This is a genomic window from Nostoc sp. FACHB-888 (genome assembly GCF_014696655.1).
Lineage (GTDB): Bacteria > Cyanobacteriota > Cyanobacteriia > Cyanobacteriales > Nostocaceae > Nostoc.
In genome coordinates this window covers 1-11,859 of sequence record NZ_JACJQM010000141.1, presented here as the reverse complement: position 1 = coordinate 11,859, position 11,859 = coordinate 1, and the positions used below count along the sequence as shown (strand labels likewise).

Here is an 11,859-nt window from a genome sequence, read left to right as displayed (position 1 = left end):
CCACTTAGCGCTCGTGTTAATGCCCTCAAAGAAACCTTGAAAAAACTCTGCCCCAACCTTGGCATTATCGATTGGAAACAGATTGCAACCCAAGCCGAGGGGCGCACAGAATACGGTCACTTTGTCGATGGGCGTGGTGTTAATCGCTTTAGTGAGTGTGATGCGATCGCTAGTTTTGGCATTCCCTACCAAAACATCGGTGTTTTAGCAGCACAATATCAGGTGATGACTGGCGAAAGGGTTAACCTGGAAGATAAAAACAGCACTTTCCAAAAGTATCTCACAGACCTGATCCGTGCAGAAATCATCCAAGAGATTGGGCGATTACGCGCTCATCGTCGCTCCAATGTGGAGCTAACATTCTATTTCTGCGCTGACTATGACCTTAGTTTTCTCTTAGATGAACTGCCGGGAGTCAAGTTAGAAGTAGTCGATGCCTGCTCTCTTTGCACCGAAGCGGGTAGCCGAGATCAGCAGACCGGACACGCCATCGTCAAAGCGTTTACCCAGCTTTGGCAGTCACACCAGAAAATTGGACAAAAGGCGATCGCCAAAATCATAGACACTACCCAAGGATGGGTGAGCCGATTTACCCAACGCTGGGGGGGCTGGCAGCACTTTAAAAAATTATTACTCTTGCTATTAGATAGTCTTAATAGCGGTAGTAATAAAAATTTGGCTGAATTAACCGATGATGAAAAGTGGCTAGCGCGTACATACTTCCCGATGTTGATTGCTGAATCAGAATCATCACCAGAAGATGCCTTAGAACACGTCGCTGAAGTTGCCACAATCTTTACTAATACTGCACTACGGCGAGTTTTTAACTTCTGCACGCCGATAGTTTTGGCTGACTTGCTGATGATTATCTTGCGTTGTTTACCTACTGAAGTTTACTCAGACTTTGCCCCAATGCAAGCCGTAACTAACCCGACAGTGACCTGATAAAATTTATCAGAAATCATTTCTACTGACAAGCTCAGTAGCAAAAGATTCTCACAATCATGATTGTCTACTTAATCATTGAGTGAGCGTCTCGTTCACTATGCCTTGAAACGCTTTTTGAAACCCTGTAGCTATTGAGCCGAGATACCAATGGAACGTTAGGCTTTCCAATCACCTATTCCATTCCAAGCATAATCAAGATTACGCTGGTCGTAGATAGGAACAAGTGAGCAAGCTAGACGCATCAAATCAAATCCCCCTAATTTGTTTAATTTTTCGCCGATTTCCCGTACTCGCTCGAAATTTTGACCACAATAAGGCGATCTGTCGTCACCTCTTGTTTTGTCGTTAATAGAGAATTTGAGCAATTCAATAATTATTTTTTGTTCTAGGCATATTCGGGGATAATTTTCCGCAGCAATTAATTGTCTCGCAGAATGCCGAGATACTTGATAGCTATCGTCAATTTCTTTTAGGTATCTAAATTGTTCACTTTGGATTAAGCATTGCAGATCGTATTCCGAGTAAATTGGATTAAACTTGTCTGTTTTTATGTCAGAAATTGTGATGAATTGATAATTTTTCTGCAAGGCGCGTTTTTTATTAAGTCCACTTTGTCGTTTTGCTTTACCCATTTTTTGTTTGCTCTTAGGAATTTAAGAGTGCGTGGAAAGTGCGTCACTCAAACAACCAAAATTTAACCCTGCCCTTGTCCGTTTGGTGGTTAGGGTAAAATTTTGTCCGCTCACCAGTACCCAACTGCTAATTTATTTATTCAGATTCAAAGTCGATCAGAACAGCATCGGCCTGAAACATTTCGTCTTTAGCTTTTAAACCAATATCTCGACGGATACTGTCTAGAATTTCTAGACCTGTGCGTTGGCTGTTGGGGTAGGGAGTCCAGATGGCGTTGACTGTAATTTCAGTACCGACTAAGAATGTGTTGACTGCGCCGATAAAATACTCACCATCGGCATAATCTAAGCGAACAAGGTAAACACGAGTTTTGCCAGCATAGTGAGCATTTTTAATGTCAGAGGCGGTTTGATAATCGGGATGTGATTCAGTCAAATAGGTGATTTTAGGTTTGTTGGGATGATTAAATCCTTCGGATTTACCCCAATTGGGATCTGACTTTTTAAATCCTTCGGATTTACCCCAATTGGGGTCTGACTTTTTAAATCCTCCCGATTTACCCCAATTGGGGTCTAACTTTTTACGCCTTTGAGCTTCTCCCATATTGATTCCTATTATGTAGCTAACTTGACCTGATTAAAGACTAAAACTAGGATGCCATTGTTTCTACGTTGCTGCCTCTGCTGCAAGTAGTTGTTTTTTACTCTTACCCTTCTTACTGTTTACAGGTGTTTCTTCAGCTTCGCTGCTGGCTTTTTCTTCTTTCTGATTTTCAGTAGCCTCTTGACCTGACGTACTACTGCCGTTATCAGATGCTTTCTGAGAGCGACGACTGCTTTTCTTCAACTCACCGATTAAATATTTAATTCTGCTGCCAGCCAAATTAATGCCCAGATCCTTCAGCATCTCTGAAACTTCATCATAACTGTAGCCGTACTTATTAGAAGTCAGCTTCTCAATGTACCGTCTCATTTTCCTGATGGCCTCTCTGTCCGATACATCCTCTCGCTCTTTCGGCTTCTGTGACTTCAGCAGATTGATGGCTTTATCAATCTTGCCCTTCGTAATTACTTCTGAATTCTGATGTTCACTCATGGTTATCTCGTGAATCCCGATTAACTGATAATTATCGACTATTTGAAATAATTTGTACCAAGAAAGTTTTCAAAATCCTACAAAAATCGGCTATTGCGGCTATGCCGAATTACCTCTTCGCATCACGGCTACGCCTTATACTTTTTAGCGTGGCAGCTTCGCTGGTCTTCTTATTCAAGCTAATGCTAAAAAATTTGACTATTACAGCTACGCTGAATCAGAGAATCTTACTTAAAACAGCTACGCTGAATTATTTTTTAGTATTGCGGCTACGCCGGACTATTCTATTGTGTGGCAGCTACGCTGAATCAGAGAATTTTCATATAGCGGCTACGCCGTTTTTACTTCCTCTTTTAGGGCTACGCCGAACCAGAATTTATCTCCTGCTTGATTTGATTCAACTTCCGGCTACGCCGTTGCTATCCTCCCTTGGAAGTTGTAGGATGATCAGCAGCACGGCTACGCCTTTGTACTCTCGCCCTTAGCCTCCTGCTATGCCCTACGTATCGCCGTAGCAGCCGACACCTCGCCTCCCCCCGTATTTGGGCTAGAAGAGGCCATGCCTCAAAGCTTACGCTTTGTCTCGCTGCGCTCGAACGGCAGACTGGTTCAAGTGGGGAAACCCCCCTTGAAAAACCCCCCTCGCAATGTCCCTCGATATCCCGACTTATGGCGAATCGCAAGCAGTCAAAAGCTCTAGTCAGAAAGCATATTTTTCCAGTGAGATTGAGTGACATCGAACTGGACTTGCTGCGAATAAAATCACTTGATGCGGGAATGTCAGCGAGTGAACTGATAAGACGTAATGCGTTGATGCGTCCATTACCAAAACGACTGAGTAAGATTAGTTTGCAAACATATTGGGAATTAGGACAAATCGGGAACAACCTCAACCAGCTTGTAAAGGCAACTAACACAGCGCTAAAAATTGGGCGAACTTTACCTGCTGATCCAGAACTGCTAAGAGAACTTTTAGAACTGCTGCATCAGTGCAGACGAGACATTTTCTCGGATGACATTGAAGACGAAGATTCGGAAGAAGAGGAAGAGTCAGACGATGATTGGGAAGCAGACTAAGGGCAGAGGTTTTCGCAAGCTGTTGGATTATCTAGAATCACGCGAAGATGCTAAACTAATCGGCTTTACGCTTCTTTTGGCATGACTAATATTAATCACAAGTAAGGGCGTTGGTGGTCACAAACCTTGATTATTAACGTGTTTCTTCAACTGTTATATGGAACGCTTGGCTGCTAACTTAGAGCCAAACCTGTAAAACTGTAGATGAAAGTGATTTTGAATCATCTTTGAAATACAAATGTAATATATTGTAACTGTAAAAACTTGGACTAAAAAATAGCTTAAAGCTAGTGTGAACAAGCATTGTAGTCATTTTTATAAAAATAAGTAGATAGCGTAGAACTGTCCTACAACAGTCGTAGAACTGTTGTAGGACAGTCTTTGTCACCTGTAAAATCATTCAAAATCTGGACTGACTAAATAAAAAAACTGTCATAAAACTTTCCTGGGGGTGTTCTAGGACTGTTGTTGAGAAAATGTATTGAAATATACAATTCTCTAATGAAAATCGGACAAAGTGAGAAATTGATTAGAGAAATTTCAGTGGCAGTCTAAAAGAGGTCAACTGTGAGGCGACTAAAAAAATACTAATTGCTGGGACTTAGTGGTGATTATAAATGTGTGGTTAGTGTTGGCTAATGATCACACTTGGGATGAAGACAATAACTGTTTGATGAATATAAAACTGCACCACTAAGGTCTGGTGGTTGGAGTGACTGAGCAGTTTTTGAAGTACATTTGCAACACAAACGTATTATATATTCTCAATAATTTTAGAGTTATTGAGAATGAGCCAGTTTGATAAAAACGGCTAAAAGCTTTCTGGAGTAAGTATTAGAGGGCAATTTTTCCAAAAAGCGATGTGCAAAATAGCAGACATTTTGTAGTGAATAATCAAAGTTGACTGACAGCTATAACAGGTAAAAACGTGTATAAGCTGTGCAAAATAGCAGACATTTTGCACAGGAATCGGGGTTTTAGGTGCAAAATGTCTGCTATTTGTAACTGTGATTAATCAGACAATTTCACTACTTAAAACAAGTTTCATCTCTATTGACAAGCGTGGAGATTGTAAAAGGAACAATTTCTATCCAGGCATGAAAAAGAAATCATCGGATATTAAGAGGGCTGGGTTAAGTGAATGAAAGAATTTTTGAAGCACCATTGCAACACAATTGTATTATGTATTCTCAATAGTTTTGAAGTTATTGAGAATGAATCCAGCGTTCAAAATTTGCTGTAAGTCATTGTCAGTCAGCATTACGCCCGAATTTTTCTCTAAATGTCTTATGCTCAACTGGTAGCAGTAGGGCTACTGTATAGCTACCAGTTGGGGAATCATTAAATTTCCAAAAACTCGCTTTTTTACTACTCAACTGGTAGCTGTGTGTCACCAGTTGAGCTACCCAACAGCTACCACTTGGGCAAGGTATTTAGAACTACTATTTCAATACTGCTAAAGTACATAAAGTCTATGTAATAAGTGGTGTTTGTAGCATAGCTTTGGTGTAATTCAAAAATGGAGTCCCGGTTTGAGTTACAAATGTAGTATAAAGTAATATGAAAAAGAGAGAGTTTTGCTCAAGAGTTGTTTCTAAGCAATAATTTGGCTTTAGATGACGCGCAAATACTCATTTTTGATCCAAAAGGTGTGAGCGTCCGTTTGAAGCAGGACAGAAATTCTCCGCCTAAATACTCCCTATTGCTACCCGCAATACTCATTTTTGTATCAAGTACTCTTATTGTGTCTAGGTAGACAACAGTGTACTGAAGAGAATTTCCAGGTCAGGTTTAATCACAAGAATTGAATGCGATGAATAAGAAAGTTGCAATCGAGTTGACTGACCATTAGGCATAGTCTTCACTGCTCAAGTTAATGCTAAAAGCTGGCCTTCGGCTGAAATTAGCGCCTCGGAATTCGCAGACCGAACTCGTTGCCGAAGAAGGCTCGGCTCATGCGGTCTTCGGGACGGGCTTCCACGATCATTAGTAGTGCTAACCAGTCTAATTAGCCCTTAAAAATCAGTCAAATATTTATAGAATTGAGTGCAAGTAAGAAAAACAGTTAAGAAAAATTTGATTAGGGAGATCGGTGACTTGAATGAGCGGTCAAATTCTTGGTGGATGCTACCAAATTCTTGAACAAATTGGCAAAGGAGGATTTGGAGTTGCTTTCACAGCTATTGACACAAGACGACCAGGAAATCCTTTGTGTATTGTCAAGCAGTTTAAACCAATATCTACTGACCCGTATACCTTGCAAGTTGGAAAAAGATTATTTGACACAGAAGCTCAAAAGTTAGAAAGATTAGGAAATCATGATCGAATTCCGCGTCTTCTAGCATTCTTCCAAGAGAACCAAGAATTTTATTTAGTGCAGGAATATATAGAAGGTCACGACCTAAGCCAAGAATTAGTAACAGGTACACAACTTAGTGAAGCTTACGTAATTAAACTTTTACAGGATATTTTAGAAGTTTTAGCCTTTGTTCATCAACAAAACTTAATTCATCGGGATCTCAAACCTTCAAATGTTCGTCGTCGTCAAGCCGATAACCAAATTATACTAATTGACTTTGGGGCAGTCAAAGAAGTTATTACTCAAGTTGTGAATCCTCAAGAACAGGCGATTTTTACTGTTACTATTGGTACTATTGGTTATATGCCGAGCGAACAGGCAAAGGGTCAACCGACATTTAGTAGTGATATTTATGCAGTCGGTATTATTGGTATTCAAGCTTTAACAGGGATAAATCCTGCTTATGGAGGACTACCTACAGATCCTCAAACTGGGGAGATTGTCTGGCGTGATCGCGCTCAAGTTAGTCCTAAATTAGCAAATATTCTCGATAAGATGGTGCGCTATGACTATCGTCAGCGTTATCAATCAGCAGATGAAGCATTGCAGGCTATCAAAGCATTATCTTCTAAATTTCGGTTTGGGAAAGTTTGGCTGGGTGTAGGTGTAGTGAGTGTAATTTCTCCTGTAATTTTATGGATTTTATATCTGATTAATACTAAACCTACTCTTTTAACTTACAAAGACCCTAATTCTGGTATCACAATTAAATATCCATCAAACGAATGGCAACCAATTAAACCCAATGCTGATTTTGGCGGTGACGTGATTCAATTTCTCCCTAAAAATCCAAAGCAAGTGAACTCTTGCACTTTTGGGATAACAATTAATATCAATGATTTACCTCAACAATTGTTATCTTTAGAGGAGTATAAAAATCAGGCTAGAGAAAAAATTAAAAAGATTAATCAAAATCAACAAATTACAGATGATTCTCAACCATCAACAACACTATCAAACTTTAATGCTTATAAATTAATTTATAATCGTCAAGATGAACAATGTAAACTCCAAGTTATGGAAGTTGGAACCGTGAGGAACGGCAAAGCTTACTTTATTACGTATACAGCAGAGGCGGCAAAATATTCTCAGTATTTACCTACTGCTGAAGCGATGATTCAGTCATTTAAAATTATCGAAAATAATTAACTAATATCTTGCACCAGGCAACTGGAAGTCGTGGCTACATAGACAAAAACTTGATTTTCGGTTAGTCTGCGTAGGCAGACTTTGTTTCTGCGATTGAACCCTTAAATCAGAGACGAATCTTTACACTCGACAGAGATTTTCAAATATATAGAATTAATAGCAATCAACCATTTGAGGTCATTTCTTGAGAACTAGTCTAATATTCCACGAGAAAATAACTAGTTACGTCTACTTAGACAACTGCCAGATTTTTATAGTCTCGTCCTTGCTACCACTAGCTAAAGTTTTGCCATCTGGGCTAAAGGTGACTGATAAAACATAACTAGAATGTCCTTTAAGTGTGGTAATTTCTTGCCCAGTTCTAACATTCCAGATTTTGATAGTACCGTCCCAACTACCACTGGCTAAAGTTTTGCCATCTGGGCTAAAGGTGACTGACTGAACATAACGAGAATGTCCTTGAAGTGTGGTAATTTCTTGCCCAGCGGTGACATTCCAGATTTTTATAGTCTTGTCCGTGCTACCACTAGCTAAGGTTTTGCCATCTGGGCTAAAGGTGACTGACAAAACATAACTAGAATGTCCTTTAAGTGTAGTAATTTCTTGCCCAGTTCTAACATTCCAGATTTTGATAGTACCGTCCTTGCTACCACTGGCTAAAGTTATGCCATCTGGGCTAAAGGCGACTGACTCAACATAATCAGAATGTCCTTGAAGTTTAGTAATTTCTTGCCCAGTGCCAACATTCCAGATTTTGATAGTTCTCCTCCAATCACCACTGGCTAAAGTTTTGCCATCTGGGCTAAAGGCGACTGACCTAACACTACTAGAATGTCCTTGAAGTGTAGTAATTTCTTGCCCAGTTCTAACATTCCAGATTTTGATAGTACCGTCCAAACTACCACTGGCTAAAGTTTTGCCATCTGGGCTAAAGGCGACTGACACAACAGAATTTCCTTGAAGTACTGACATAACAGTATCAGAATCTTCTTTATCTTTAAGTGTGGTAATTTCTTGCCCAGTGGCGACATTCCAGATTTTGATAGTTTTGTTTGAACTACCACTAGCTAAAGTTTTGCCATCTGGACTAAAGGCGACTGACCTAATAACATAATTAGAATGTTCTTTGAGGGTCTTCGCTAAAACAAATTTAATGGATAAGTTATTAGCATTAACAGGTGATGTAGAGGGTGCAAAACTTAAATAAGTCTTCAAGGGAATTCCATATACAGTAGTAGCATTAGTATCTGGACGAGTTGTAGCGCGGCCATGAATTCCCACTAATTTACCTTGCTCATCTAGTATCGGCCCTCCACTCATCCCAGGAAAACCACCTATGTCATAAATAAAAGCATAACCATTATTTGGTTTTGTTACAACACGAGATATTGAACCCTTACGAAAATCTATGTCTGATGTTCCTTGAGGATAACCTGCCACATAAACATTTGTACCCAATTTTACTTGTTCAGAATTTCCCTTTTTTGCAACAAAGTAATTTTGGTTACTAGTAAACTGAAACACTGCCAAGTCAACACCTGGCAATCGTTTCACTTGGCTGTGATTAATCGTATATTGCTTACCATCTGATGTTTGAACTGTGTAACTACCTTCAAGTTGCACGACATGCCAGCAAGTGAGGACAGTGTAACTATTACCTTGAGACTCAAGAATTACACCAGAACCAGTATTTGCTCCATCAATGCGGACTGTTATTTGTTGACCGATCACACTAGCTTCTGAGGGTGTTAACGCCGCAACAACTAGCGGCTGTATAATAACAATTGCTGCACCAAACAATATAGCCGACAGTCCAGCAAACTTCATGATTTATTTTCCTGATGTTGTAACACTTCTTTTCTAATCGGTACAGCCATACTAGAACGTGTAATTAGTTCCTGCAAATGTTGCTCAGGCTGGGAACCATCTTGATAAACTTCCGGCGTATCCCAAATCGGATTTTTATGCAAACTATTTATACCCACCATTTCGCCGTGTATATTTAGCAATGGTGCGCCACTCATCCCTTTAAGGACATCATTGGTATACCCAATCTGGTAGCCTTGTTCTAAAGCCTTGTCTAGCAATAGTGTTACTTTACCAGAGGTAAACACAAACCGATTGTTGAAGATTTTCTCTGCTTGGCTAGACAGCTTTTGAGCAGTCATATTAGATGTAAATCCACCCACAAAAACCTCATCCCCAACTTGTAGGGGAGACGGATCTTTGATATTAGCAATTGTATAAAGTATATCACGGCTACGAAACTGCAACACAGCCAAATCATCCTGCTGAAATTCTGCAACTTGCAATAGAGAAGCCTGATAAATACGCCCATCTGGTGTTTGAATTTGATAGGGAGGTTGAGCTGCTCTCAAGACGTGAGCATTAGTGATTACTGTATAAATTTGTCCTTTTCGTTGCAGCAGAGTTCCTGAACCTAGTAACTCTTTTGCGAAGATTTTGACGGTGATTGTTTTTGCTAATTGTTGCAATTGCTCTACCGAAAGGGGAGTTAGTGATCGCGAACCTCTGGTAATATCAAAAATGCTTTGCTGTCTTGGCAGTGCTAACGAAATACCACCAAGACAAATCATGCAAACTATATACCCAAATCCGCCTCTTAACCATTGCCAGTTCATCTTCAAATAAATTCCTCAAGGAACTGCAAACTAGAGCTAGGTTCCACAGGTTCTATTTGAGGAGTGGTAGTATTAGAAGTCGATTGGCTACACTGCTTCTCGTCTAGAAGTTGCTTAACATCGAGATACAAATCACCTTGTTCGTAGCTAATAGCTTGACATCCACTTAAATTAACAACTGAATCTCCAACACCACGGCGGAAATCAAGTATCTGTTGCAAAACTCTTCCTGTATCAGTTCCGGGTTTGAGGGTGACTAGTACATTCTCTGATGTACAAGGTGTGCCTTTGCGATTGGCAATGCACAAAACTGGATAGTTGTTAAAGTTATCTCTGGTAGTGATAAAAAGCGAACCATTATCGTAATAGCGTTGAAACCTAGTTGAAACAATCTTACAGCGCTGTGCGGGTGGGAACTTTTTAAAATCTTGAACTACCCAACGAATGAATGTCTCAGGGCCTCGTGAGGTGCGTACCTTCGTGACTGGTGTATTGCCTTCCTGTGTACAAAAGAACTTGTTTCCCCCAGCATAACTTGGCTGGTTATTAATGGTAGTGGCAACTGCCAAAGCTAAAACTGAAATCACAGAAGCTGTTGCTACCCCTGGTAATATCTGAGCAGATAACCTTTGCATAATATATAAGTACTAATAACTAAAACATTTTCTTTTCAACCTGACACCAATAAAGCAAGCTACAACATAAAATTGCGGCGTTTTCCTTTGCTGTTATTAAAGTTTTCGCTGTATCAGACGATTCTTGCTTCAGAAGTTGCATCAACCTTTCTAAAGCAAAGCTACATCAAAGGTTTTGTTAGTTGACAATTAATGAATTTACCACTACCAAAGTTGTAAAAGCGACTGTACCTATAGTTAGTGCCTCCATCTACTACCTTATTTAGCAGCATGATACTTGACTGTTATATACTACATTATCTTAATTACTGATTCCGCAAAGGAATTTTATTTATACAGTTCTCGCGCTCTGCTGACAGCCACATTCAGTAAATTAGGCCGCCGATTAATAAACCAGAGGCTATCAGTTGCAAGGCATTGGCGAGTCGAGAAAATTATTACTGATTTCTGACCTCCCTGAAAAGTGCGAACTGTACCAATGCTCTGCTGTGGGGGGAAATCTTTCCAGCGAGATTGTAAACGTTGAGTCAGGGCATTTACCTATTCACTCATCCCCTAGTAATGCTTCGAGCTTGTTTAAAAGGTTTACTAGCTGCTTTTGCTTGTCTTTTTCTTTCCAAAGCTGACGCTTTTTAATGCGCTGGGTGATATTTTGAAGGCGGTCTGGTATTTGGTTAGTTGCTTTAGATGAGGTTTCTTGTTCATCATCCGTCCAAGCTGTGATTTTTTCTTTGATTTGGCTTAAAGACCAATAGTTAGCTATCGCTTCGGACAAAAGTTTTTTTCGGATTTCATTATTTCTTACCCGCGCCAAGACTTGTGCTTTGGTGTATTCCAGTTTCCCTGAACGCAGTGCCATTAAAATTTCTTCGGGCAGATTGAGTAAAGGTAAGCGTGTGGTGATGAACGACAGCCAATTCATGACTCCCAAACCAAGAAACACCTGTTGTACCGTATTTGATTGTTCTTCATCTAAGTTAGGATAAACGTTTTTCCTAGATTCATTTTTCTCGGCTAAATGCTCAGAAATGTTATCCTCAGTTTGTGGATTATCTGAGTTAGGAGAAACGTTTTTCCTAGATTCATTTAATGAGGATTTTGACGGCTGTTCCCCCTTACTGTGAGCGTTTTTCATTCGATATAGCAAGGATTTGACGGCTTCTACATCACAATGCAGCCGAATTGCCAACAGGTGCAATATCCCTTCAGTTTCTTCAATGGGGTTAAGGTCTTCTCGTTGCAGGTTTTCAATCAAAGCCAACTGAAACGCTTGGTCATCAGATAGCTCACGCACAACCACAGGCACAACTTCAAGTTCTGC

The 11,859-nt window shown here is 40.0% G+C and carries 10 protein-coding genes and 1 pseudogene; 3 read left to right on the top strand and 8 right to left on the bottom strand.

Translation table 11 applies throughout. The features are described 5' to 3' along the window. Positions 1-945: pseudogene (locus tag H6G26_RS43135) on the top strand (DNA primase); the annotation flags it as partial. 158 nt (positions 946-1,103) lie between these two features. Here H6G26_RS43135 and H6G26_RS33680 read toward each other — a convergent pair. From H6G26_RS33680 to H6G26_RS33670, 3 genes are all read right to left on the bottom strand, one after another. Further along, the gene (locus H6G26_RS33680; protein WP_190735347.1) at positions 1,104-1,580 is read right to left on the bottom strand and encodes a hypothetical protein; all 477 of its coding nucleotides are present in this window, start codon (positions 1,578-1,580) and stop codon (positions 1,104-1,106) included. A gap of 136 nt (positions 1,581-1,716) precedes the next feature. Continuing rightward, positions 1,717-2,184 (bottom strand): hypothetical protein, encoded by a 468-nt coding sequence (locus tag H6G26_RS33675; RefSeq protein ID WP_190735345.1) that lies wholly within the window; start codon positions 2,182-2,184, stop codon positions 1,717-1,719. Between the two features lie 63 nt (positions 2,185-2,247). Continuing rightward, positions 2,248-2,676, bottom strand: a complete 429-nt coding sequence (locus H6G26_RS33670) for a hypothetical protein (RefSeq protein ID WP_190735343.1) — start codon at positions 2,674-2,676, stop codon at positions 2,248-2,250. A 669-nt stretch (positions 2,677-3,345) separates the two neighbouring features. Between H6G26_RS33670 and mobC the strand changes: the two genes are divergently transcribed. After that, positions 3,346-3,753, top strand: coding sequence for a plasmid mobilization relaxosome protein MobC (gene mobC, locus H6G26_RS33665; RefSeq protein WP_190735341.1), 408 nt, complete (start codon positions 3,346-3,348; stop codon positions 3,751-3,753). Positions 3,754-5,854: 2,101 nt separating this feature from the next. Then, positions 5,855-7,261: a serine/threonine-protein kinase gene (locus tag H6G26_RS33660; protein ID WP_190735339.1), complete on the top strand. Its 1,407-nt coding sequence runs from the start codon at positions 5,855-5,857 to the stop codon at positions 7,259-7,261. Positions 7,262-7,489: 228 nt separating this feature from the next. Here the strand turns inward: H6G26_RS33660 and H6G26_RS33655 are convergent, their stop codons facing one another. The 5 genes from H6G26_RS33655 to H6G26_RS33635 form a co-directional block, all read right to left on the bottom strand. Further along, positions 7,490-9,088: a trypsin-like peptidase domain-containing protein gene (locus H6G26_RS33655; protein ID WP_190735338.1), complete on the bottom strand. Its 1,599-nt coding sequence runs from the start codon at positions 9,086-9,088 to the stop codon at positions 7,490-7,492. Next, positions 9,085-9,903, bottom strand: a complete 819-nt coding sequence (locus H6G26_RS33650) for a serine protease (RefSeq protein ID WP_242054057.1) — start codon at positions 9,901-9,903, stop codon at positions 9,085-9,087. Before H6G26_RS33650 ends, H6G26_RS33655 begins: the two co-directional genes overlap by 4 nt. Positions 9,904-9,905: 2 nt before the next feature. Further along, positions 9,906-10,538, bottom strand: coding sequence for a COP23 domain-containing protein (locus tag H6G26_RS33645; RefSeq protein WP_190735336.1), 633 nt, complete (start codon positions 10,536-10,538; stop codon positions 9,906-9,908). A 327-nt stretch (positions 10,539-10,865) separates the two neighbouring features. Beyond that, the gene (locus H6G26_RS33640; RefSeq protein ID WP_199327205.1) at positions 10,866-11,069 is read right to left on the bottom strand and encodes an AAA domain-containing protein; all 204 of its coding nucleotides are present in this window, start codon (positions 11,067-11,069) and stop codon (positions 10,866-10,868) included. A gap of 13 nt (positions 11,070-11,082) precedes the next feature. Continuing rightward, on the bottom strand, positions 11,083-11,859 hold a 777-nt coding region (locus H6G26_RS33635; protein ID WP_190735335.1), incomplete at its 5' end, for a chromosome partitioning protein ParB.

Bases quoted from the DNA above. Each gene is read 5' to 3' on its own strand.
- H6G26_RS33660 (WP_190735339.1), top strand. From the start codon at position 5,855: ATGAGCGGTCAAATTCTTGGTGGATGCTACCAAATTCTTGAACAAATT.
- H6G26_RS33675 (WP_190735345.1), bottom strand. From the start codon at position 2,184: ATGGGAGAAGCTCAAAGGCGTAAAAAGTTAGACCCCAATTGGGGTAAA.
- H6G26_RS33645 (WP_190735336.1), bottom strand. From the start codon at position 10,538: ATGCAAAGGTTATCTGCTCAGATATTACCAGGGGTAGCAACAGCTTCT.
- H6G26_RS33655 (WP_190735338.1), bottom strand. From the start codon at position 9,088: ATGAAGTTTGCTGGACTGTCGGCTATATTGTTTGGTGCAGCAATTGTT.
- H6G26_RS33680 (WP_190735347.1), bottom strand. From the start codon at position 1,580: ATGGGTAAAGCAAAACGACAAAGTGGACTTAATAAAAAACGCGCCTTG.
- H6G26_RS33650 (WP_242054057.1), bottom strand. From the start codon at position 9,903: ATGAACTGGCAATGGTTAAGAGGCGGATTTGGGTATATAGTTTGCATG.
- mobC (WP_190735341.1), top strand. From the start codon at position 3,346: ATGGCGAATCGCAAGCAGTCAAAAGCTCTAGTCAGAAAGCATATTTTT.
- H6G26_RS33670 (WP_190735343.1), bottom strand. From the start codon at position 2,676: ATGAGTGAACATCAGAATTCAGAAGTAATTACGAAGGGCAAGATTGAT.